Raw genomic sequence first — 23215 nt, 5'->3', positions numbered from 1 at the left:
CTTTAGCCCGGCGATGCCGATACCACGACCCGGATTCCGGCGAGCCTACCGGCGCCGGCCGGAGCTCGTCTGCGCCGCCGTTCCTCTTCGATTACACGATCGATGTCGATCGTGAGACCACTGCTGTAGCTCTCCAGCCCGAGCACTTCGTCGCCCACGGCGATGGAGCAGCAGGCAGGTGTCACCCGAACGTCCCGTCCCAGGCGCACCGCCAGCTCCACCATGCCGTCCGCCGGATGGGCGATGCCGTTCAGCCCGGCAAGCACAGCATAGACATCGATTTCGGTCTTGGCGCGGCCCGCCGGGCGGGCGCAACCCAGGAGGATCGGAGTGTCGGGTAGGGCCTCTCGGGCGTCCATGAAAAAGGCTCCCACCTCTTTAGGATCCGGTGTCACGAAAGGGCGGTGCGCCGGCGCGTAAAAGGGCATCACCACCACCAGCACGAGCGCATCGGGCGGGTGGCGCTTGAGCATCTCCAAGGCGTTCCACTCTCCCAGGAGCCGCCCGTAGTGGAGGCCGATCACGATATGGGGCACCACCTTGAGGGAAGTTTCGGTCAGGCACGCCAGAGACGCCTCGAAGTCCTCCACGTCACGGCGCAAGTGATAGACCTGACGGATGGTGTCCTGGGCACCGATCACGTCCATCATCGCGGCATCGATTCCAGAATCTTCCATGCGCCGCGCGATGTCCCGATTCACGAGCGCCGTGTGCAGAGCGATCTTGAAGGCGGGAAACGTGTCCTTGATGCGCCGGATCACAGGGTAGAAAGGCCCGTACTCCACCTCATTGCGGTGATTGGAGCCGCCGGTGAGCAGCATGCCCCGGGCGCCCGCAGCGATCTGCTCGTTCACCACCCGCCACAGGGCATCGGGGGTCCGGGCAGGGATCATGGGCTCGAGGATTTTGGCCTTGCAATGGTCGCAAGCGAGCTTGCATTCGGCTCCGGTGATGGACACGGCGGGCCAGGCGCTCTTGCCGCAACTGGCGATCTCCGAGGTGGAATAAGCCTTGAATGTGGGGGTGTAGAAATTGATCCCATCCACACGCTCGCCCCTGAGCGCGCCATGGCGAGCGGCCATGCTCTCGACGAGCCGGGTATCCAGCTCTAGGTCTTGCAGCGCCTCCACGCGCTCAACGATGCTCAGCCATTGGGACATACAACCTTTTTCCCCGCGGAGGTATAGGGAAGGGGAAAAAACGTTTTTCCGTGCCTTTGTGTCCCGGCGGGTGCGCTCCCATGCTCAAGCGCAACCACCGAAGCCGTCGGCCTGCATCTTGGCCTCGAAGGCCTGAGCGGCAGCCGCTCCCGTCAGGAGATTCGCCGACTCCGCATCCCACTGGCTCGGCTTCATTTTGACCAGCCAACCCGCCCCGTAGGGATCCGCGTTGATGGTGCCCGGCTTCGCCTGAACCGCATCGTTAATAGCGACCACCTCGCCCGAGACTGGGGCCTTTACCGGACCGACCCACTTGCCCGACTCCACGGTGCACACGGACTTGTTGACTTCCACGCTCTTGCCCACCTTTTTTGGCGTGTACGAAACGATCTCCCCCGCCAGTGAGCAGGCATAGCTGGTCAGGCCGACGGTGAGGGTGCCATCCGCCTCCCGGCGTGCCCACACGTTGTTTTCCACGTTGTAGTACAAGTCGTCAGGAAAGTTGCAGCCTCGCACGGTCGCCATGTCGCTTCCCCTTTATTCGCGTCGTTCAGAAAAACATGGTCTTGTCGCAGCCGAGGATCAGGTCCGCCAAGGCGCCGGCAGGAGAGATCTCGTCCACTTCGTCGATCACCTCCTCCACTTCCAGCTCGTAGCCCGGCATCGCCGGCTTGCACAGGTGTAGCCTGACGCCCGCCGCCTTCGCCTCGCGCATGAACTCGATGATTTTCTTACCACCTTTCATGGCGGTCAAATTTTCGGGTACACCCCTTTGGGCGAGCAGCACCCCCTCCATGGTCAGGAAGATATGCACCTCCGCGTCCATGGAGGCAAGGAGAGCCCCAATATAAAACGGCGTGGCGCAGCGGTGGGGCATGCTGGGACCGCTGGTCATCACGATGACTACCCGCTGTTCCCCGTGGTCCAGGTAATGGGATTCGGCCATCAGGACGCGGGCCTTTCGCAGCGGATGTCCTCGCGCCGGGCGCGGGTGCAGTAGCCCGCACGGGCTGCCTCACCGGTGACCAAGCCCTCGAGGGCTTGTTCTAGACTGGCGGCGGGCCGCACCCGCGCAATCCAGGCGTCGAAGGGAGCACGATTGAGCAGCGCCGGATCGTTTAGCACCTCTGGGTTGGCCGCCTCGATGGTGCAATCGAAGGGATTGGGTACGGGACCCGCCCACTTGCCGCTTTCGATGGTGGCCACCGGCTTGCCCGCGGGGCGCAGCGTCCCCGGGCGGCGTACCCGCACATGCAAGATCCGACCCGCAATGGTCTGGGAGAGGTCGGTCATACCCACGGATACCGTCCCGTCGTTCTCCACACGGATCCAGATCTGGTATTCCCCATCGTAATACAGCTCGGGTCGGAACTCGCAGCCATTGCATTCCATGGCGGTCAGCTTACCTCAGCCTTCGGCACAAGGCACGCGTGCCGGCTGTGCAGGAGCATCTATCGCCGACCGTCCCTCACCGCAAGCTCAGATAATCCCCTTTTCGTGCAGGAAATCCAGAGAGTCGCTCACGTTCTCGTGAATCCCGAGCTTTCTCGCCGACAACCCCATGGCCAGACCCAAGAGCTGGGTGAAATACAGGATCTTCACGTTGGTCTTGATCCCGAACTGGGTTTCGGCACGCACCTGGTGCATCTCCAGTCCGGAATGGCAGGTGGGGCATTCGGTGGCGATGACCTCGGCCCCTGCTTCCTCGGCCGCCTGCAGCAGGTTCAGGACCAGTTGGGTGGAGGTATCCGCGTCGGACAGGGTGTGGGCACCACCACAACAGGCAGTCTTCAAAGGAAAATCCACGTTCACCGCCCCGGCCGCCGCAAGCAGATCGTCCATGAAGTGGGGCTTGTGGGTGGACTCGGAACCCGGTCCCCGGTCTTTCTCCGGGAAGATCTGCCGTGGACGCGTATACATACAGCCATAGTAGTTGGCCACCTTGATGCCGTTCAGGCTCTTCTTGAGACGCGCCTTGATGCCCTCCGGACCCAACTCTTCCATGAGCCACTCGAGCAAATGAAGAGTGCGTACGTCCCCCTTGTACACCGGATCGTCAGCCTGCCGGGCCAGATCCTGCACGGTCTTGAGCGCTTCTTCGGAAGTAGCGAGTTCGTACTCGGCCTTCTTCAGGTTGTGATAGCAGCCATTGCAGGGTGCCATCACGGTATCAAAGCCCATCTTCTCACTGGCGATCGCCAGGTTGCGTGCCGACATGTAGGTCTGGAGCATAGGATGGACGTTCTTCACCTCCATGGCTCCGCAACAGTTCCAGTCCTCCAGATCGTGCATCTGGAGCTCCAGCGCTTTCACCAGCGCCCGGGTGGAGCGGTCGTAGGGGCCGCCGGAGCCTTCCAGCGCACAGCCGGGGTAATAGGCAACCTTAGACATCACGATCTCCTCGGGAAGTCTCAACCATGGGCGATACGCTTCTGCTCCTCCACGTACCGGCGTAGGATCTCGCCGGTGCGGCCCCACGAGCGGGTGCGCGGCTTGAACACCAAGTGCCATGCCATGGCGAGCGGCATGAGGATCGGCATGCGGGCAAGGTAGTGGCCGATGCGACCCTTTTTAAGCTCGGTCCACTTATTCATGCGAGCGACGAAAATGCCCAACCAGCCCCGGGTGGCGAGTTGCCACAAGTTCTGGCGGGTCTGCTTGAAAAAGTTGAGCAATACTTCCGAGTCCTCGATGCGCCCTCGCTCCAGGCACTGGCGGGTGAACTCTTCGTCAAACAGAGTGGAAGGGGCTTTCGACACGTAGCCCTGGTCTTCCATCCAGTGCTGAATGGCCTTCATCACCCCTTCCGGCCGCACATCTTTCGGGCAAATATTGGTGCACTTGTTGCACGAGACGCATTGCCAGATGATATCTTTGTCTTTGAGCAGCTCGTCCTTGAGACCCAAGCGCACCAGGTAGATCCAATAGCGAGGGTTGAAATCGATGTTGATGGCATACATAGTGCAGGAATTGGTGCACGATCCGCACTGCCAGCAACGGTGTACGTTCTCGCCGCCCCCGTACGCCTGGATGGTCTTCTCGAAATCTTCGTCGTAGTCGGTGAGCGTCCGCGGCAGGATCATGGTGTTCCAGTGCCCGGAAACGTCCACCCCGTCCACCACCAGCTTGTCCGCCTGTAGCACCTGCTCCGGTGCCAGCAGCGCTTTCTCGTGTATCGGCATGGTTTTACCTGCTCCTCGCTTCAGCTTCGCTCGCCCGATACGGACTTTTTCACCCGCGTCCGGCCATCAAAGCAGTCGATGCCCAGTAGCTTCCTCAACTGCTCCCCCGGCTGGGCCCCGCGGCCAAAGTCACCTCCCAAGTTGCCTTCGGCCACTGAGCGCAGGTAGGTCACGTAGGCCTGGGCCAGCATCAAGTCGATCCAGAAATGCACATCTCGGAACACCCCTTGCTCGGCGATTCGTGCCTTCAGCCACACCCGTGCGCCCTCGAACGTCTCCGGGCTGGCGTCGAGCATCGCACTGCCCGCGGCGTCGCGCTCCCGGACGAACTCCCGTAGCGCGCCGCTACGGGTCGCCGGATCCCACACCCAGCGGCTCATGAGGGGATAGCGCACCGGGTCGAGAAAGTGCAGCGTCTCGGCGGCGAAATCGAAAGCCGCGCGCCGGGCCTTGGCAGCGTGCCGAGCATCTTCGGGAACATCCCGAGCCGCCACGACCAGTTCCGCAGCGAAGCGCTCCATCCGCCCGCGTACTTCTCCCGGGCCTTCCAGCAGCGTCTGCAGCGCTTGCCGCAGCCACTCCTCTCCGGCCGCTGCAAGCAAGGGATAGAGGCGTCTGCGTGCGGTAAACACGGTGCCTAGGAGCCGCTCCGTGTCGGAGAGCGTCACGCCTGCCCAGCGACCCTTGCCCAAAAGTTCGGCAAAAAGCCGCTGCTTGGCATCGAGCCGCTCCAGGCATGCCTCGATCCCGCCACTCGCCTCCAGGCTCACCTGCAGGGCGGCCAGATGCTGAACAAACAGCCGATCGTCCAGCGCGACCGGCAGCTCGGCGGGCGCGATCAGGTCGCGCTCGGACGCTGGCAGCTCACGCCGCTGCTTTGTGAACCAAAGCATTTAGGTCTCCGACCGCCCTCATGGCCATCGCCAGGCCGTGGGAGACGCAGGTATCGATGTCTTCGGGCCCGAGGGCGGCCCCGCCCACGTAAATGCCGCGACGGGTGCTGCTGAAGGAGCTGGTGTAGTGCTCGCCGCGCTCGAGGAAGCCATGCTTCTCCAGCCCCACTCCAAACACCCGAGCGATTTCTGGATTGTCCAGATTCGGGTCCATGCCGATGGCGTGGACCACTAGGTCCATGGGGATCACGATGGGGCGCTTGACCAGGGTATCCTCCCCTTTCACCAAGAGCCGGCCGTCAGGTCCTTGAGTGACCTCGGCGATGCGCGCCTTCACGAACTTGGTCTTGAACTCTTCCTGGGATTTCCAGTAATACTTGTCCTCGTACAGCCCGAAGGTACGGATGTCCATGTAGTAGATGAAAACGTCCGTCTTGGGGGAGATCTCCTTGATCTCTATCGCCAGATTGGCGGAAACGGTGCAACAGATCTTGGAGCACCACTCCCGCCCGATCTGCCGGTCACGGGAACCCACGCACAGCAAGATCGCCACCCGTTCCGGTACCCGTCCGTCGGACGGACAATAGATTTTGCCAGCGGCCACCATCTGCTCCACTTGGGTGGTGGTCACCACGTCCTCGAAGGTGCCGAAACCCCATTCGGGTTTGTTGATGGAGTCAAAGTGGGTGAAGCCGGTACCGAGGATGATAGCGCCGCACTTGATCGTCTGGCCATTGGACAGCGTCGCCGTGAAGTCGCCGTGGCTGCCCTCTACCTTCGTCACCTTGGTCCCCTTGTGAACGGTGACCAGCGGATTCTCCACCACGCGCTTGACCATGCGACCGATGGCATCTTTGGCCCATTCCCCGGAGGGGACTAGCTTGGCGTAGCCGGAGAGGATCGGCGCGCCCCCCAAAATATTCTCCTTTTCTACCAGCACGACCCGCTGGCCCACCGAAGCCACCGCCGCCGCTGCCGACAACCCGGTGGGGCCCGCCCACCACTAGCACAGTCTTTTCCGTCATGCCGCCATGCTCCCAGCGAGTTTGGGGTCGTAGAGGTGCTCGATCCGGCCGGCCTTGACCTCCTGGAGGTAGGCCTCAAAGTTCCTTTTCGCTTCGGTCCAGGAGATGCCCATCTTTTCCACCAGCTCCTCGCACGGGCTTGCGTGCCACTGGAGCTGCACGATCTTGAACGGGTCGGCCCCGCAGGCAAGCGCCGCGAACTGAATGTCGGCCATCACCGGAATCTGGAAGTTCTGGCCGTGGGCGCGTCCGATCCACTGGTTTTTATCCATGGTGGTGATGCACCCTGTGTCGTTGCCGATCATCACGTCGGCCTTGGCTTCCTCCACTGCCACCCGAATCTTGCGATCCATGGTGAAGGAACGGGTGAACTCCCGCTCGGAGATGATATGACGGAAGCCGAAGCCACAGCAGTCGTACCAGGTGGAATAATCGATCACCTGGGCGCCGAGGGCCTGGGCGACGGAGGTGCCCACCGCGGTACGGTTGCCCCCCAGGACCGTCGGGTCGTAGATCGCGTCTTCGTGAACCATCTTGTAGTAGTGGCAGGCAGCGTGCATGACAACGCGGATGTGGGAAACGTCGATCTTCTGCAGCTCCGAGGCGATGCGATGGCGCATCACATGCACCCACTCGGAGTAGTGCACGATCTCCTCCGGAATCACCAGCTTGCCGTCCACCAAGCGCCCGAGCTTGGCCAGGATCTTCTTCACCCGCTCCCGCAGCTCGGCGGATTCGAGCAGGTACTTGCGGATCTCCTTGTAGTTGCCGAAGGATGTACCGCAGTGGACCAGGGGATAGAAGTGTCCCAGGTCGTGGCCGTGCTGCTTGCCGGAGACGTAAGCCTGGTGGAAATTGCGCAGAAAAACGGCGGCGAGGGACTCTACGTTGCCGATGCCCGAGCCGTGGTAGTTCCAGGCGGTGCAGGAAGTCTGGTCAGTTTCGTCCAGATAGTCCCGTCCAGGGACAAACCCGAGCTGATTCATGGTCCAGAGCAAGGACGTCGGATAGCCCGGAATGTTGCCGCACTGGCCGCAGGATTTGTGGTGCCAGAGCCGCACCGTGGGAATTTTCTTGGTCCAGCCGAAGAGCGTCTGCACCTCTATCGGCTGATGGGCGTCGGTCACGCGGTGGACGATGATCTCGCCATCCTTTTCCAGCTCCCACAAATGCTCGCGCACATCATCCATGCGCTCGCCCAAATCGATGGTGCGCCGATCCACGTGCTTGCGCACCCACTCGGTAGCCTTTTCGGCCTCCTCCTTGGATAGGTTGGTCGGCTGGAAGAACGACCCGTGGCCGGCGATGCCGCTACCGTCAGAGGGAAGAGAAAACGGGTTGCTCATGTTCATGTCTCCTATAAGGTGTGCGGCGCCCGGATTAGTCCTGCTCCTGTTCCTCGAGCCACTCCTCGTATTCCTCTTTCTTCTCGTCGATGAAGTCCTCGATCACGTCGTACAGGTTTTCGTCCATCGTTTCCAGGGACTTGAGGACGCCAGTCATCTCCCAGATGGTGTACATCTCGATGGACGTCTTGAGAGAGACCTCCCAGGCCGTTTCGGTCGTCTGGAGAGTCTTCATCGGAATCGCCTTGCGCAGGGTCTTCAGGTCGCCTTCCACCTTCTGGATGTTGGGACCCCAATCAGGGAAATGATCCGGCTGAATCATATCCGGCGAGAGCTGGTTGCCGGTGGTGATGAGCTTGAGCATCACCCGCCCAAAGGGGCGCAGCACATCCTTCGCCGACTGCATCCCATGCTTGATGGCCACTTCCCGCATGATGGCCACCAGTCCCCCGGGCGAATTCTTGAACGGGCAGCGCGCGGCGCAGGTCATGCACTGAGCACAGGCCCAGATCTTCTCCTGCATCGCGTCGTAGATCTGTTCCACGTTCTCGGTCCACAGGAGCTGGACGATTTCCCGAGGGCTGTAATCGTAGAACTGGGCCGAGGGACAGGTGGCGGTGCAGATGCCGCAGTTGAGACAGCCGTTCAGCTCGTGGTCGTAGCGAAAATCGCTACGGATATCGTCGAAGATCTCCTGCATCTCGGCGTACGTCGCCATCGATGCCTCCTCACCAGAAAGGACGAGTAGCCGTCCTGAACGAGATGGATTATTAGAAGCTGCTAATATTGCAATAGTAAGCCAGCCGGCTGTCGGTTACAACCCCCGGAATCGATCGAATTTCCTTATGATCGAATCAAGGAGTTCGGTGCGTGCCAAGAGGCTTCCCGATTCCCGCCGCTTCGAACCTCAAATGAACAAGCACACGTCCGACTCCCCGGCAAATTCGAAGAAGGTGGCGGCACCCCCATACTCGATGCCGTCGATAAAGTCCTCGTGACTGAAGCCGAAGAGATCCACCGTCATTTCGCAGCCGATAAAAGTCACCCCTGCCTCCAAGCACAGCTCCCGCAGTTCCGGAATCGGGGCGACTCCTTTTTGCCGGATCGTCTGTTTCATGAGGGCACTCGCCAGGGACTCGAAACCGGGGACCAAGGCCTGCACCGCGTTGGGAATTTTCCAGTTGATGCTGCGAAACCACTTGGGACCGAAGGGCATCTTCATGGGCATGGCCGGGTTGCCCAGAGGGCTCACCTTCAGGTCCGAGAGGTCCTTGCGCAGCAACTGCAGGCCATAGAAAGTGAAAAATATCTTCACCTCGTAGCCCAGAGCAGCGCCGGTCGACGCGAGAATGAAGGGCGGATACGCCCAGTCGAGGGTGCCCTTGGTGGCAATCAGCGCGAGCTTCTTTTGCTCGTCCATCGAATCCTCCTCCCGTCCATTTGCGTGCGGCCCGGCGGTGGGCGATCGGCAGTGGGCTATTTCTTCTTGAGCCAGAAATGGAATTCGCCGTTGACTTCCGTCGAGTTCAATAGCTCATTGCCGGTTTGCTTGGAAAAGGCCTGGAAGTCCTTCACCGAGCCCGGATCGGTCGCCAAGATCTTGAGGATCTGCCCGGATTTCATGTCGGCTAGGGATTTTTTGGTGCGCAGGATGGGCAGCGGGCAGTTGAGGCCGCGAGCATCCAGTTCCTTGTCGAAATTCATGGTGTCTCCTTCCAGATGATCGAACAACCGATGTAAAGTCCTCGAACAAACACGGGACACTTCAGGTTCAGCCCGGCAGGGCCACGGTACCACCCGAGCGTACCCATTCGAGTATCCCACCTTTCAAATTATACGAATGAGCAAATCCCTGGGCTGCGAGATAAGCGCACGCCTGAGCCGAACGAGCGCCCGATCGGCAATAGACGACCGTGACCGTGCCCGGGTCCAGCTCGCCTACCCGCAGGGGCAGCAACGCCAGCGGGATGTGTATCGCCCCTTCGATCATGCCCCGTGCCACTTCTTCCCCGGTACGCACGTCCAGAAGCTGCACCGGGCCCCGAGCGGTCAAGGCAGCAAGTTCATGGCTTTCGATCTCGCGGACCCGGTGCATCGTTCAAAATCCAAGATATTAGAAAATTCTAATGCGTCTTCCCTCTGGGAGCAAGGTGGAAAGCCTTCCCTCAGCCCTCAAGAAACTACTTGATAATAAAGATTTTGTGGATGATTGGCCTGGGCGAAGAAAAACCAGCGTTCCGCCACCAAGCCTAAGTATTGAACGGCGAAGGCGGCCGCCAGCAGGGAAAAAGAGGGCCCCTGCTGGCCGGCGGCCATGGCGTACAGGCCTGCAGCCAGGAGAATGAGGGGCACGAGGAAAGCGAGTAGCAGAAACGCCCATTTGACGTGTTTGAGGACCGCCGGGGGCTTCCCATGGAAAAACTCCCGGGTATTGAAGGAGCCCCCCATGAATCCCTGGGACTTCTGCACGATCCGGCTGTGGCGAACGCCGATGGCGCTCTGGAGGGACGATTTGGGCTTCAAGCGGGCATTGCGCACCAGGGCAGCGCTGCGGGTGAGGAAGGCAGTCAGGGTGAGGGCCATGGCGCAGGCGCCCAGGAAGATGACATTGCTTTGTCCATGCCAGGCCGCCCAGGCCGTGCTCAAGGTGAAACCGGAGGCCGAGCCAAGCAGGAGATAGTTCACCACCGTAAGCGGCGAATGCCATTCCTGGAGAAATTTGATGCTCGCATAGATCATGCCCGTGCACACGAAAAGTGCCACAGAAACGATTACGGTCACGACCCCGAGAAGCGCCATGCCGGGCCAGCCGAGCCACTTGCCCAGACTCCACAGGAAGACAAGGGCCATGAACAAGGGCAGCACGATCACCTCCCGGGAAAGCCAAGAGGTGCGCCATCGGGCGGCGGAGCGCCACGCCCGTTCGGGATGCCCCAAGTGGAAAAAAGAAGCGAGGAGGCCTGCGGCAAGAAGCACGAGGGTGATGAGCCCGCCTAAGGCATGGAAGGAGACGTCGTCCATGGGTGGGAGCTTTTCAAGCCGAGCGCCCAGATCGACGAAATAGAGGGCCATATACAACCCCTGGCCGGCGCCGATCAGGGTCGTCAGGAAGATGACGGAAAAGGGGGGATGCATGGGTTCGGTTTTCGTGCCAGCGGGCGGTCCTGGCTCGCCGACCCATGCGCACCGGTGGCATCGGCGGGACGGCGGACGCGCCCAGGTCTTACCAGCTCGTCACATCGTCCAGGGAGGGTTCTTTCAGGGCGGGCTTGGGCAGCTTGCCGTCGATCTTGAGGGGATTGTCGGCCCGCTGCAGATCCTCGGCCCGGATTTCCAGCCGGGTCTTGCGCCGCGGCAGATAGTGGTTGGCGGGGCGGGTACCCCATTCCGGCATCAGGGTATAGCCGGCGTTTTCCCGGATCGCCCTGGATACCTCCGATTCGGGATCATGAATGTCGCCGAACAGCCGTGCGTGGGTGGGGCAAGCGAGCACGCAGGCGGGCTGGCGCTCCGCAGGCGGGAGTCGCTCATCGTAGATGCGGTCTACGCACAAGGTGCACTTCTTCATCACCTTCTGGTGCTCGTCCAGCTCCCGCACGCCATAGGGGCAGGCCCAGGAGCAGTATTTGCAGCCGATGCACTTGTCGTAGTCCACTAGGACGATGCCGTCCTCCGCCCGTTTGTAACTGGCACCGGTGGGACACACCGGCACGCAAGGCGGGTCCTCACAGTGCAGGCAAGACTTGGGGAAATGCACGGTTTCCGTGTGGGGATACTCCCCCACCTCGAAGGTCTGGACTCGGTTGAAGAAGCAGCCAGTCGGGTCGGCCTCGTAGGGCCGGTCATCCGACAGATAGCCGGCCTGACCCGAAGTGTTCCACTCCTTGCAGCTCGTGACGCAGGCGTGGCAGCCCACGCACACGTTCAGGTCGATCACCAAGGCAAGCTGCGTCATGGGAGAATCTCCGTCACTTCCACTCTCCCCTTCCCGCCACGAACGCTAGCCAGCGGGGTCTTGCCGGGACGGTCCCAGGCGCTGGCGGCACCGGGTCGTACTGGGGCCAAACCTCCCTGGGTTCGTCCGCGGCAGCTTTGTAGATGCGCACCCGCACGTCGTACCAGTCGGCCTGACCGGTCACCGGATCGGAATTGGACACGCGTGCGCCTTCCAGGTCGGGCAGCTCCTCGGTGATCAGTGGGTTCAGTAGGAATCCCTTGCGGAACTCGTTGGCATCGGGGGCGAGATGCCAAGCCCCGGCCGCCTTGCCAATGGCGTTCCAAGTCCACACCGTACCAGGCTCCACCGCCTCGCTGAAGCGGCACATGCAGCGTACCCGACCCCACGGGCTTTCCACCCAGATCCAATCTCCGTCTTCGATGCCCTGGGCGCGGGCAGCGCGGGGGTTGACGAACAGGTAGTTGTGGGTATGGATCTGCCGCAGCCAGGCGTTCTGGGAGTCCCAGGAGTGGTACATGGCCATGGGCCGTTGGGTGACGGCGTTGAGCGGATAGCGCCCGGTATCCGTAACCCGGGTCTCCAGCGGCTCGTAATAGAAGGGCAGCGGATCGAAGTAGGTTTCGATCCGCTTTTTCAGGTGGGCTGGCGGTTTGCGCCCGGGCCACTTGCCCTGGGCCGCCAGGCGGAACTTTTGCAGCACCTCGGAGTACACGTGGATCAGGATCGGGTCCGAGTAGCGGATGATGCGCGCCCGCTGGGCCCACTCCAAGTAGCCCTTGTTCCAGTTGCGCATGTACTGATAGCTCGGCGGCAGCTTGTAGTGGAAGACACAATTGTTCTTGGCGTACATCTCCCATTGCCGGGGGTTGGGCTCGCCGCGCATAAACTTCTCGCCCCCCCTGCCCCGCCAGCCAGCGAGGAAACCGATCCCAGAGCCGGGCTCCGTTTCGTAATTGATGATGAAATCTGGGTAGTCGCGGAATTTGCGCGAGCCGTCGGCGTTCACGAAGGCAGGCAGCTTCAACCGACTCGCCAACTCGATCAGTACCTCTTGGAACGGCTTGCATTCCCCCTTGGGCGGCACCACAGGGATGCGCACCGCATCCACTGGACCATCGAACTCGGAGATGGGCCGGTCCAGCATGGACATCACGTCGTGGCGCTCAAGATAGGTGGTGTCGGGCAGTACCAGGTCGGCGTAGGCCACCATCTCTGACTGGAATGCATCGCACACCACCAGGAACGGAATCTTGTATTCACCGTTTTCGTCTTTGTCGTTGAGCATCCTGCGCACTTCCACCGTGTTCATGGTGGAGTTCCAGGCCATGTTGGCCATGAAGATAAGCAGCGTGTCAATGCGGTACGGGTCACCACGCCAGGCGTTGGTGATGACGTTGTGCATGAGCCCGTGCACCGACAAGGGATACTCCCAAGAGAACCCTTTGTCGATTCGCACCGGCGAGCCATCGGGGTTGACAAAGAGATCGTCGGGGCCGGCGGGCCAGCCGAGGGCCATGCCCCCCAGGGGCTTGCCGGGTTGTACCGCCTCCGGGCCGGTAGGGGTCTTCGCACAAGGGGGAATGGGCCGCGGAAACGGGGCCTTGTGGCGAAAACCGCCGGGACGATCGATGGTGCCAAGCAAGGTCATCAGGATGCCGAGGGCCCGGATGGTGTGAAAGCCGTTGGAATGCGCAGCGAGACCCCGCATGGCATGGAACGCCACCGGGTTGCCGGTAACCGATTCGTGTTCCTGGCCCCAGCTGTCGGTCCATGGAATGGGCAGCTCGATTCTCTCGTCCCTGGCGGTGATGCCCATTTCATACGCGAGCCGCCGGATGGTGGCAGCGGGCACGCCGCTGATGCCTTCCGCCCACTCCGGCGTATACGGCCGCACCCGCTCCTCTAGAAGCTGGAACGCGGGCTTGACCGGTGTGCCGTCAGGCAGTTTGAAGCTGCCCAAGAGGTACGGGTCCGCCCCCTCAGTGTGGCTCAGCACAGCCCTGTTGGTGAAGCGGTCCCACCATAGCTTGTTCTGGGGATCGATGCAGCTCGCATAGTCCACCTCCTCCTCGTTCACCCGAACGAACAGCCCATACTTGTCGGAGGTCTCATCCACGTTCACCAATTGGGCCGCGTTGGTGTAGCGGGTGAGGAACTGCCGATCGTAGAGCCCCTGGGCAATGATCTCGTGGACGATGGCAAGCAGCAGCGCCCCGTCGGTGCCGGGTTTCACAGGTACCCATTCATCGGCGATAGCGGAGTAGCCGGTGCGCACGGGGTTGATGGAGATAAATCGCCCGCCGGAACGCTTGAACTTGGAGATGGCGATCTTGAGGGGATTAGAATGATGATCCTCCGCCGTGCCGATCATCACGAACAGCCTGGCTCGCTCCAAGTCCGGGCCACCGAATTCCCAGAAAGAGCCGCCGATGGTATAGATCAGGCCCGCTGCCATGTTCACCGAGCAGAAGCCGCCATGGGCGGCGTAGTTGGGAGTGCCGAACTGCTTGGCGAAGAGACCCGTGAGGGCCTGCATCTGGTCGCGGCCGGTGAACAAGGCAAACTTCTTGGGGTCGGTTTCCCGGATTTTTCGCAGCCGCTCCTCCAAGATGGAGAAGGCCTGCTCCCAGGAGATGGGTTCGAACTGGCCGCTACCCCGCTCGGCGCCCGCCTTGCGTAAGAGGGGACGGGTGAGCCGGGCCGGAGAGTACTGCTTCATGATGCCGGAGGATCCCTTGGCGCAAATGACGCCTTTGTTCAGGGGATGGGCCGGATTGCCCTCGATGTAGCGCACCTCGCCGTTCACCACGTGCACCCGGATGCCGCAGCGGCAGGCGCACATGTAGCAGGTGGTGGCCTTCACCTCCCGGACCGGCTCGGGGAAACGCTCGGACGGAACTGCGCTCATGGGTAGGAATCGCGAAAAGGTTGCTATTGTGCAAAACAAAATCGTTCTCAGCAAAGGAATTTTTTTATAGACCTCGCCCTTCTCTTTTATAGGGAATAAGGTCGATTGAGGCAGCAGGCCCACTATGCTAAATTAGCATTTCCTAATGCACGGAGGCCACCGTGGACAAGAGCCACTTCAAGGAGGACACCCGCTATACAGTGACATGGCGCGATGCCGCCACCGGCAAGACTCGGCCGGCGAATTTCCACGTCTTGCGCACCTACGAGAAATTCATGATCGTCCGCGAGACCTCGGGAGGGGGGCTGCTGCGAAAAATTGCCTATGAGGACATCGAGCGCATCGTCCAGGAGATGCCCGTGGACCCAGCGCATCGGTATAAAGTCCCGGCTGCACTCCTAGACGAAAAGCTGTGGCGGGACCGCAGCCTGATGGAGCACTATTTCAGCTCTCCGGCGCTGGGAAAATGAGCGCTAGGGTTACCCCTTCCCCGGCAGCCGCTGTACGAACCATCTATCCCCAGACGCTCAAAGCAGCGTGATCTGGCGCTCGGCGAGGAGTTGGGAGAGCCGTGCGTTGGCCATGGCCAGCCGATCCACCAGGATGCCCAGGAAGGCACCATTGAACTTCTGGCGGCAGGCCACGGAGGCGTTGTTCAACATCTCGGCGTCGATTTCCACCACCGTCACCTCGGTGAGCGTAGCCACCGTGGCGGAGCGAGTAAACGCGCGCCGGGCGAGATAGGCCATCTCCCCGAAGCAGTCCCCCGCTTTGAGCATGTTGAGCAGCTTTCCATCCACGGTGACGCTCACTTCGCCCGAGGTGAGGACGTAAAACGAGCTGCCGCTGTCGCCCTCGCGGATCAGCGTGGTGCCTTGGGGATAACGGTGCCACGAACTGATGCGCACGACTTCCCATAGCTCCACATCCGTAAACTCCCGAAAGAACGGGAGAGAGCGCAGGGCATTGAATTTTTCGGTGTCTGAGATCTCCTGCACCGAGCCTTTCACCAGCTCGTGGACGTTCGCCAGGTCGCGGGCGAACTGTTCCCACGACTGGTAGCGCCCCTCCAAGTCCTTGGCCATGGCCTTGAGCACGACCGCGTCCAGAGCCGGGGGAATCTCCGGCCGCAGGCTGCTCGGCTTGGGCGGCTCGGCGTTCAGAATCTGGTAGATCATGCTCACGTTGGTGCTGGCGCTGAAGGGAAGCCGTCCCGTGAGGGCCTTGTACATCACCACGCCCAGGGAGTAGATGTCGGTCTGGTGAGTGAGCGGATGTTCCTTGATCTGTTGGGGCGACATGTAGGCGGGCGAGCCCACGGCGCTGATCTGGGTGGTATGCAGGGAGTCCGCCGTGATGGCCGCCCCGAAGTCCGAGATCTTGATGTCCGTGCCGCCGGGAAGGAGGATGTTAGCCGGCTTGATGTCCCGGTGGATCACGCCGTGGCGCTGGGCGTAGTCGAGGGCCTTGCAGCACTTGTAAATGATCTCGATCACGTCAGAGAGGGGGAGCAGGCTGTCCACCTCGCAAAACCGCTCCAGGGTGGAGCCCGGCACGTATTCCATGACGATATAGCTTTGCTCTTCCTCCACCACCGCGTCGATGATCTCGACGATGTGGGGGTGTTTGAGCTTGCCCGCGAGGGAAGCCTCGGTCAGAAACAGCTTGCGGTAGAGCTTGCCCTTGGCCTTGTCCTTGAGCGCCTCGGGGTAGATCAGCTTGATCGCCACCTCCCGCTGGGTGAAGGGGTCGAGGCACAGGTAGACAGCGCTGGTGGCGCCGCTGCCGATCTTGCGCACCACCTGGTATTTGCCGATCTTGTCCATCGCCACCCCCGCGCGACAAAGTCGAAAGGAGAGAGCTCAACTCCCGATCCAATGGCCCGACTTGCCGCCCTGCTTCTCGAGCAGCCGGATTGCCTCCAGCCGCATGCCCCGGTCCACCGCCTTGCACATGTCGTAGACCGTAAGCAGAGCGACGCTCACCGCGGTGAGCGCCTCCATTTCCACGCCCGTGCGCCCCACGGTCTCGGCGGTCACCTGGCAATCGACGGCGCTGCGCTTCTCGTCGATGACGAACTCCACCTGGATGCGAGTGAGGGCCACGGGGTGGCATAGGGGAATGAGCTCTGCCGTGCGCTTGGACGCTTGGATGCCGGCGATGCGGGCCACTGCCAGCACGTCGCCCTTCTTGGCCCCGCCTTCCAGGATGAGTTTCAGCGTCTCTGGCCGCATGCAGATCGTCCCCGCTGCCCGCGCCACGCGGCGGGTTTCCGCTTTTTCCCCCACATCCACCATGTGGGCCTGGCCGCTCGCGTCGAAATGGGTCAGTCCCTGTGTCATGATAGCGCCTCCATCGATTGAACTCCGCCCGCCTGTCCCAATCATACCGAGCAGTATGAAACTGCGTCACCTGATCGTGGGTGTGTGCCTGGGGGCAGCGGCCGTGGTGAGCGCCCAGCAACTGCCGGAGCTGGGAGACACCGCGGCCGCCCAATTGAGCCCCCAGCTCGAGCAGCGTATCGCCGACGAAATCGTCCGAGAAATCCGGCGCAGCCCCGCCCTGGTGGACGATGCGGAGCTCTCCGACTACTTGAACGCCCTGGGCCATCGCCTAGTCGCTAACAGCCCGGGGGCGCGCCAGAACTTCCGCTTTTTCCTGATCAAGGATCCCTCTATCAACGCCGCCGCGTTCGTAGGCGGAGTGATCATCGTGCACACGGGGCTATTGCTTGCCGCCCAGTCCGAGTCGGAGGTGGCTGGGGTGCTTGCCCACGAAATCGCCCACGTCACCCAGCACCACATCGCCCGCATGATCGCCAAACAAGAGCAAGCCACCCTGCCTACGCTGGCGGCGCTGGCGCTTGCCATCCTGGCCGCCCGCTCCAACCCGCAGGTGGCCGAAGCAGCCATCGTCACTTCCCAGGCGGCGGCGATCCAGGCCCAACTCAACTTCTCCCGGGACGCGGAACGGGAGGCTGACCGGGTCGGGCTCCAAATCCTGGAGCGCGCCGGCTTCGACCCCCGTGCCATGCCCGCTTTTTTCGAAAAGCTGCAGCGGGCGGGCCGGTTTCAGGAATCGGCGGCTCCAGCCTACCTGCGTACCCACCCCCTCACCTACGAGCGCATCGCCGACATCCAGAACCGAGTCCAGTCTCTGCCCTACCGGCAGGTGCCGGACAGCGCTGACTTTTTCCTGATCCGCGCCAAGCTGCAAGCCATGCAAGGCCCAGCCCTGGATGCGGTAAGGGACTTCGAGGCATGGATCAGGGAGAAAAAGTACGCCCACGAAATGGCGACCCGCTATGGGTTGGCGCGGGCGCTGGTCCGGGCCCAGCAGCTTTCCCGGGCCGAGGCAGAACTTAAGGCGCTGCGCGGCCACTTCCCGGCCCACCCGATGGTGGAAACGCTGGCGGGCGAACTGCTCCTCGCCCAGGGAAAGCGCTCGGAAGCACTCGAACACTACCGGAAAGCCTTAGCCACTTTCCCCCAACACCGGGCCCTTGTTTACGATTACGCCCGGGCGCTTCTCGCCGACGGACAAGCCGAGGCGGCGGTGCGGTTCGTCTCGAGCCAGCTCGAATACTTCCCCGACGATCCCCGCCTCTACCGGCTACAGGCCGAAGCGCACGGGGCACGGGGGGAGCCGCTCGCCGCCCATCGTGCCCAGGCGGAAGCCTATGTCCGGGAAGGAGACCTGAGCGGCGCCGTGCAGCAGTTAGAGCTTGCCGCTCGTAGCGGAGGAGACTTTTATCAACTCTCCATCGTCGAGGCCCGGCTGCGGGAGTTGCGGCGAGAGCTGGCAGCCCTGCAACGGGAAGCGGTCCGTTGAAAGGACTCAGGGAATTTTTTGTCTAGCAGGTGCGTTTACTATATTGACCCTGCAACGGGACGCAGGCTATTGCAAGAACCCAAGTGCCATAAACGGAGTTTATCCTCGAATTAGGCATAACTATTGGAAAGGAAAGCGATTTTTTTCGGGCGACCGGGGCTTTGACGTCGCAGAAAATTAAGTTATGCTAATTCTTTGTCCCAGGAAGAGTGTCGGATCCGCAGTCCGGCCAAAGGAGGAGAGAGCCATGAATCCATTGCGTAGAGCGATCCTGAAAGGCACGGGAGCCGCAGGCACCCTGGCAGTGGCCGCGGCAGCGGGGTTGATTCGGCCCAAAGCCGTCTTGGCAGCCGAATGGAACAAGGCCGCTTTCGAGGCGAAAAAGGTGGAGGATGTGCTGAAGACGATCGGCGTTGGCGCTCCGATCGAGTCTGCCGACATCGTGATCAAGGCCCCCGACATCGCCGAAAACGGCGCCGTGGTACCTGTGGAGGTGACCAGCAAGATCGCCGGAACCGAGCGCATCGCCGTGATCGCAGAGAAAAACCCGTTCCCGCTGACCGGCAGTTTTAACCTGGGCAACGGGGCGGAAGGTTATGTGAGCTTTCGCATCAAGATGGGCCAGACCTCCAATGTGATGGCGCTGGTGACCGCGGGTGGAAAGCATTATGTGGCCTCGAAAGAGGTCAAGGTCACCATCGGCGGGTGCGGCGGCTAACCGGTACTCGCAAAAGAGCGATTCCCAGGAGGACGACATCATGGCGAGCATGAAAATCCGGGCCACCATGCAGGGCGACGTGGCCGACGTGAAATTGCTGATCAACCATCCCATGGAAACCGGCCAGCGCAAGGACCCCAAGACCGGTCAACCTGTTCCCGCCCACTTCATCACCAATGTGACCGCCACGCTTAACGGCAAACCGGTCCTGGATGCTCAGTGGAGCCAGGCGGTTTCCAGGAACCCGTTCTTGGGCTTCCGGGTGAAGGGCGCCAAGGCAGGCGACAAGGTGAAGGTGAGCTGGATCGACAACAAGGGCGAATCCGACAGCATCGAGACCACCGTTGGCTGATCGGCCAGGCTGGGCTTTCCGCAGGAGAGCCATGCGCCAGCCGACCACCATTCTGGCGTAAGCCGAAGGCCCGGGAGCAAGCTCTCGGGCTTTTCGTTTTCAAAAAGCCCCAGTAAAAACCCAGGAGGATGTCCATGTCCATGACCCGGCGCGAGTTTCTTCAGGTCCTGGCCACTGCCGCCGCAGCGGGCCTGCCCTTGGGAAGCCGCTCGGCCTTGGCCGAAGCCCAGCCGGAAACGTTCTATCGAATCCCCCGCTTCGGGCAGGTGAGCCTGCTGCACATGACCGACTGCCACGCCCAGCTTCTGCCCATCTATTTCCGGGAGCCGAGCGTCAACATCGGTGTGGGGGCCGCTGCGGGTCAGCCACCCCACCTGGTGGGGGAAGCGCTGCTCAAGCACTACGGCATCCGGCCCGGTACCCGAGAGGCCCACGCCTTCACCCACTTGGACTTCGTCCAGGCGGCACGCACCTACGGCAAGGTGGGCGGTTTCGCCCATCTCGCTACGTTGGTGAAATGGCTCCGTGCGGAGCGACCCGGTGCCCTCCTTCTGGACGGCGGCGACACGTGGCAAGGCTCGGCCACAGCCCTCTGGACCCAGGGCCAGGACATGGTGGACGCCTGCCTGCAACTGGGGGTGGACATCATGACCGCCCACTGGGAGTTCACCCTGGGCGCCGAGCGGGTGAAGGAGGTGGTGGAAAAAGACTTCAAAGGCAAAGTCGCCTTCGTCGCCCAAAACGTCAAGACCACCGATTTCGGCGATCCGGTCTTCGAGCCCTACGTGATTCGGGAAATAAACGGGGTACCGGTGGCGATCATCGGCCAGGCTTTCCCTTACACCCCCATCGCCAATCCCCGTTACATGGTTCCCGAATGGTCTTTTGGTATCCAGGACGAGCGGCTGCAGAAGCTGGTGGAAGAGGTACGAGGCAAAGGCGCCCAGGTGGTGGTGCTTCTCTCCCACAACGGCATGGACGTGGACCTGAAGCTGGCCACCCGAGTGACTGGCATCGACGTCATCCTGGGCGGGCACACCCATGACGGGGTCCCCCAGCCCTCGGTAGTCAAGAACGCCAGCGGCCGGACCCTGGTCACCAACGGGGGTTCCAACGGCAAGTTTCTGGGCGTGCTGGACCTGGAGGTGAAAGGAGGAAAGGTGGCCGATTACCGCTACCGGCTCGTCCCGGTCTTCGCCAATCTCCTGCCGCCGGACCCGGACATGGAACGGTTGATCCGCAGCCTCCGTGCCCCCTACGAAGAACGGCTCCAGGAGAAGCTGGCGGTGAGCGAAGGGCTCCTCTATCGGCGCGGCAACTTCAACGGCTCCTTCGACCAAGTGATCCTGGACGCCCTGATGGCCGTCAAGGGGGCGGAGATTGCCTTCTCTCCAGGCTTCCGCTGGGGCACCACCATCCTGCCGGGGGAACCCATCACCATGGAGCGGCTCATGGATCAAACCGCCATCACCTATCCCTACACCACCCTCAATGAGCTGAGCGGAGAGCAGATCAAAATGATTCTGGAGGACGTGTGCGACAATCTGTTCAATCCCGATCCTTACCTTCAACAAGGCGGAGACATGGTGCGGGTTGGCGGTCTCCAATACACCTGTTCCCCTAACGAGACCATCGGTCGCCGCATTAGCAACATGACCCTGAGGGGTAAGCCCCTTGATCCGGCCAAAAAGTACAAAGTGGCGGGATGGGCGCCGGTGGCCGAGGGCGCGACGGGAGAACCCGTCTGGGAAGTGGTGGCCCGTTACTTGAGGGACCGGAAAACAATCCCTACGCCGAAACTTAACTTGCCCAAGCTGGTCGGTGTTAAAGGCAATCCTGGCGTTGCCTGAGCCAATCGCCTGGCCAAGGGCGCCTCGGCCGGCAGGCGGTTGGTTATAATCAGGCAAGGTAGATGCCTTTCACTCCGGCCCCGGAATTCGATGCGAATCAAAGCGATGCTTTTCGTCGCGGCCCTGGCGTTGGCCGCGGCCGCCGGCGGCTGGGAGTACCTCCATCGCGTCAACGACCGCCCGCCTTATGTGACCGCCATCGTCGACCGGGGTGACATCGTTCAGACCATCGCCGCCAACGGTACCTTGAACCCGGTGATTCTGGTCAACGTAGGCACCCAGATCTCAGGTACGGTCCATAGAATTTACGTCGACTTCAACGACCAGGTGAAAGCTGGCCAGGTCCTGGCCGAGCTGGACCCCGCCCTCATCCAGGCGGCCATCGCTCAACGCCAGGCCGACCTAGCGAGCGCCGAGGCGAGCCTACGGCTCGCCCAGGTGAAAGAGCGCCGCACCCGGGAACTGGTGGCCAAGGGCTTCGTACACCAGGCCCAGTTGGACGACGCCATTAAGGAAACCGAGGCGGCCGAAGCGCAGGTAGCGGCGGCCCGGGCCCAGCTCGAACGGGAGCAGGTCAATCTGCGCTATTCCGTGATTCGCTCCCCCATCTCGGGTATCGTGGTGGCCCGCAACGTGGACGTGGGCCAGACCGTGGCCGCCAGCTTCCAGACGCCCACCCTGTTCCAGATCGCCAAAGACTTGAAGCAGATGCAGATCTATGCAGCGGTGGCAGAAGCCGACGTGGGCGCCATTCAGATCGGCCAACAGGTGCGCTTCACCGTCGACGCGTTCCCGGAGCAGACTTTTGTCGGCATCGTCAGCCAGATACGCCTCAACCCTACAGTGCAGCAGAACGTGGTGACCTACAACGTCGTAGTCACGGCGGACAATCCGGAGGGCATACTCCTTCCCGGGATGACCGCCCATGTCTACATCACTCTGCGCACCCGAGAAAATGCTCTGCGCGTTCCCAACGCCGCATTGCGCTTCGTGCCCCAGAGCGAGCGTGAAGCCCCGTTCGCGCGCTCCCAGCGCCCCGAACCTCCTGGCACCAGGACGGTCTACCGCCTGGAGCAAGGTAAACTTCTCGTGCCCGTGCAGATCCGCACCGGCATCAGCGATAGCAACTACACCGAAGTGGTGAGTGGCGAGCTCAAGGCGGGCGACACCATTGTCCTCCGTCAGGCGCGGACCGAACGCACCTCTGGGACGGGCGGTCCAGCGTTCCGCTTCCGCCTATGAGCGCAGGCGAGCCCCTCGCCCGCCTAGAGGGCATCGTCAAGCGCTACCGGGCGGCGGTGGACGAGCGCCCAGCTCTTCAGGAGGTGGACCTGACGATCCGGAAGGGCGAGTTCGTCGCCATCATGGGCCCCTCAGGCTCGGGTAAATCCACCCTCATGAACATCCTGGGGTGCCTCGACGTCCCCAGCGCGGGCCGCTACTTCCTCGACGGCCGCGACACCTCCAGGTTGAGCCCAGATGCCCTGGCGCGGCTGCGCAACCGCACCATCGGCTTCGTATTTCAGGGTTTCAATCTGCTCAAACGCATGAACGCCGTGGACAACGTGGCGCTGCCCCTGCTCTACGCCGGCCTGAGCCTCACCGAACGCCGGCGCCGCGCCCGCGAGCTTCTGGAACGCATGGGCCTGGGCCGTTTCGCCGAGTCCCTACCCAACCAGATGTCAGGCGGTCAACAGCAGCGCATCGCCATCGCCCGCGCCCTGGTCAATGACCCGCAACTGCTCCTGGCCGACGAGCCGACCGGGAACCTGGACACCCAGACCAGCGCGTCGATCATGGCACTCCTCACCGAGCTCAACCGAAGCCACGGCATCACCATCGTGCTGGTGACCCACGAGCCGGACATCGCGGCCTACGCCCGGCGCATGGTGCGCTTTCTCGATGGGCGGATCGTGCAGGACACAAGCCAGCCTTCGGCGAGCACACATGAACCCGAGTTGATCATGCGCTCGTCCGCATGAGCGACGAAAT

At 62.0% G+C, this 23215-nt stretch carries 24 protein-coding genes and 1 pseudogene; 7 read left to right on the top strand and 18 right to left on the bottom strand.

Annotated features, from left to right (window positions below; all coding sequences use genetic code 11):
* Positions 1–2 precede the first annotated feature (2 nt).
* From V7Q81_RS00305 to V7Q81_RS00230, 16 genes and pseudogenes are all read right to left on the bottom strand, one after another.
* Positions 3–1160, bottom strand: a complete 1158-nt coding sequence (locus tag V7Q81_RS00305) for a radical SAM protein (RefSeq protein ID WP_333839185.1) — start codon at positions 1158–1160, stop codon at positions 3–5.
* Positions 1161–1244: 84 nt separating this feature from the next.
* Positions 1245–1685, bottom strand: coding sequence for a glycine cleavage system protein H (locus V7Q81_RS00300; protein ID WP_333839182.1), 441 nt, complete (start codon positions 1683–1685; stop codon positions 1245–1247).
* 25 nt (positions 1686–1710) lie between these two features.
* On the bottom strand, positions 1711–2106 hold the full coding sequence (locus tag V7Q81_RS00295; RefSeq protein WP_333839180.1) for a DsrE family protein: 396 nt from the start codon (positions 2104–2106) through the stop codon (positions 1711–1713).
* On the bottom strand, positions 2106–2552 hold the full coding sequence (locus tag V7Q81_RS00290) for a glycine cleavage system protein H (protein ID WP_333839178.1): 447 nt from the start codon (positions 2550–2552) through the stop codon (positions 2106–2108). The genes V7Q81_RS00295 and V7Q81_RS00290 overlap by 1 nt, the downstream gene beginning before the upstream one ends.
* A gap of 87 nt (positions 2553–2639) precedes the next feature.
* Entirely contained in the window at positions 2640–3551 is a 912-nt protein-coding gene (locus V7Q81_RS00285; protein ID WP_333839175.1) for a CoB--CoM heterodisulfide reductase iron-sulfur subunit B family protein, read from the bottom strand.
* 20 nt (positions 3552–3571) lie between these two features.
* Complete coding sequence (locus V7Q81_RS00280; protein WP_333839172.1) at positions 3572–4342, bottom strand: 4Fe-4S dicluster domain-containing protein; 771 nt, start codon at positions 4340–4342, stop codon at positions 3572–3574.
* A gap of 20 nt (positions 4343–4362) precedes the next feature.
* The gene (locus tag V7Q81_RS00275) at positions 4363–5235 is read right to left on the bottom strand and encodes a hypothetical protein (protein ID WP_333839170.1); all 873 of its coding nucleotides are present in this window, start codon (positions 5233–5235) and stop codon (positions 4363–4365) included.
* Positions 5207–6260 (bottom strand): annotated as a pseudogene (locus V7Q81_RS00270) (FAD-dependent oxidoreductase). The gene V7Q81_RS00275 and the pseudogene V7Q81_RS00270 overlap by 29 nt, the downstream one beginning before the upstream one ends.
* Positions 6257–7606, bottom strand: coding sequence for a heterodisulfide reductase-related iron-sulfur binding cluster (locus V7Q81_RS00265; RefSeq protein WP_333839167.1), 1350 nt, complete (start codon positions 7604–7606; stop codon positions 6257–6259). The pseudogene V7Q81_RS00270 and the gene V7Q81_RS00265 overlap by 4 nt, the downstream one beginning before the upstream one ends.
* 34 nt (positions 7607–7640) lie before the next feature.
* Positions 7641–8306: a 4Fe-4S dicluster domain-containing protein gene (locus tag V7Q81_RS00260; RefSeq protein WP_333839209.1), complete on the bottom strand. Its 666-nt coding sequence runs from the start codon at positions 8304–8306 to the stop codon at positions 7641–7643.
* Between the two features lie 207 nt (positions 8307–8513).
* Entirely contained in the window at positions 8514–9026 is a 513-nt protein-coding gene (gene dsrE2, locus V7Q81_RS00255) for a sulfur carrier protein DsrE2 (protein ID WP_333839165.1), read from the bottom strand.
* A gap of 56 nt (positions 9027–9082) precedes the next feature.
* Positions 9083–9310: a sulfurtransferase TusA family protein gene (locus V7Q81_RS00250; protein ID WP_333839162.1), complete on the bottom strand. Its 228-nt coding sequence runs from the start codon at positions 9308–9310 to the stop codon at positions 9083–9085.
* 67 nt (positions 9311–9377) lie between these two features.
* Positions 9378–9701, bottom strand: coding sequence for a rhodanese-like domain-containing protein (locus tag V7Q81_RS00245; protein WP_333839160.1), 324 nt, complete (start codon positions 9699–9701; stop codon positions 9378–9380).
* Between the two features lie 77 nt (positions 9702–9778).
* Positions 9779–10741: a dimethyl sulfoxide reductase anchor subunit family protein gene (locus tag V7Q81_RS00240; protein ID WP_333839157.1), complete on the bottom strand. Its 963-nt coding sequence runs from the start codon at positions 10739–10741 to the stop codon at positions 9779–9781.
* A gap of 88 nt (positions 10742–10829) precedes the next feature.
* Positions 10830–11561, bottom strand: a complete 732-nt coding sequence (locus V7Q81_RS00235; protein ID WP_333839154.1) for a 4Fe-4S dicluster domain-containing protein — start codon at positions 11559–11561, stop codon at positions 10830–10832.
* A 13-nt stretch (positions 11562–11574) separates the two neighbouring features.
* A complete protein-coding gene (locus V7Q81_RS00230; RefSeq protein WP_333839153.1) occupies positions 11575–14472 on the bottom strand; it encodes a molybdopterin oxidoreductase family protein in 2898 nt (965 codons plus the stop codon).
* 161 nt (positions 14473–14633) lie between these two features.
* Between V7Q81_RS00230 and V7Q81_RS00225 the strand changes: the two genes are divergently transcribed.
* Positions 14634–14942 (top strand): hypothetical protein, encoded by a 309-nt coding sequence (locus V7Q81_RS00225; RefSeq protein WP_333839151.1) that lies wholly within the window; start codon positions 14634–14636, stop codon positions 14940–14942.
* Between the two features lie 57 nt (positions 14943–14999).
* On the opposite strand, the gene V7Q81_RS00220 is transcribed toward V7Q81_RS00225, so the two are convergent.
* Both V7Q81_RS00220 and moaC read right to left on the bottom strand, forming a co-directional pair.
* Positions 15000–16298 carry a serine/threonine-protein kinase gene (locus V7Q81_RS00220; RefSeq protein WP_333839148.1) on the bottom strand — a complete coding sequence of 433 codons (1299 nt, stop codon included), beginning with the start codon at positions 16296–16298 and terminating at the stop codon, positions 15000–15002.
* A gap of 36 nt (positions 16299–16334) precedes the next feature.
* Entirely contained in the window at positions 16335–16814 is a 480-nt protein-coding gene (gene moaC, locus V7Q81_RS00215; RefSeq protein WP_333839146.1) for a cyclic pyranopterin monophosphate synthase MoaC, read from the bottom strand.
* Between the two features lie 55 nt (positions 16815–16869).
* Between moaC and V7Q81_RS00210 the strand changes: the two genes are divergently transcribed.
* The 6 genes from V7Q81_RS00210 to V7Q81_RS00185 all read left to right on the top strand — a co-directional run bounded on the left by V7Q81_RS00210 (position 16870) and on the right by V7Q81_RS00185 (position 23205).
* Positions 16870–18303 carry a M48 family metalloprotease gene (locus V7Q81_RS00210; RefSeq protein ID WP_333839144.1) on the top strand — a complete coding sequence of 478 codons (1434 nt, stop codon included), beginning with the start codon at positions 16870–16872 and terminating at the stop codon, positions 18301–18303.
* Between the two features lie 247 nt (positions 18304–18550).
* Positions 18551–19021, top strand: a complete 471-nt coding sequence (gene soxY / locus V7Q81_RS00205) for a thiosulfate oxidation carrier protein SoxY (protein WP_333839142.1) — start codon at positions 18551–18553, stop codon at positions 19019–19021.
* 40 nt (positions 19022–19061) lie between these two features.
* Positions 19062–19373 (top strand): thiosulfate oxidation carrier complex protein SoxZ, encoded by a 312-nt coding sequence (gene soxZ, locus V7Q81_RS00200; protein ID WP_333839139.1) that lies wholly within the window; start codon positions 19062–19064, stop codon positions 19371–19373.
* Positions 19374–19507: 134 nt separating this feature from the next.
* Positions 19508–21223, top strand: coding sequence for a thiosulfohydrolase SoxB (gene soxB / locus V7Q81_RS00195; protein WP_333839137.1), 1716 nt, complete (start codon positions 19508–19510; stop codon positions 21221–21223).
* A gap of 90 nt (positions 21224–21313) precedes the next feature.
* Positions 21314–22465, top strand: a complete 1152-nt coding sequence (locus V7Q81_RS00190) for an efflux RND transporter periplasmic adaptor subunit (protein WP_333839134.1) — start codon at positions 21314–21316, stop codon at positions 22463–22465.
* Positions 22462–23205: an ABC transporter ATP-binding protein gene (locus V7Q81_RS00185; protein WP_333839132.1), complete on the top strand. Its 744-nt coding sequence runs from the start codon at positions 22462–22464 to the stop codon at positions 23203–23205. The genes V7Q81_RS00190 and V7Q81_RS00185 overlap by 4 nt, the downstream gene beginning before the upstream one ends.
* Positions 23206–23215: the final 10 nt, after the last annotated feature.

This window comes from Pelomicrobium sp. (genome assembly GCF_036803785.1).
In the GTDB taxonomy this organism is placed as follows: Bacteria; Pseudomonadota; Gammaproteobacteria; order Burkholderiales; family UBA6910; genus Pelomicrobium.
This window is presented reverse-complemented; position numbering and strand designations above follow the sequence as displayed.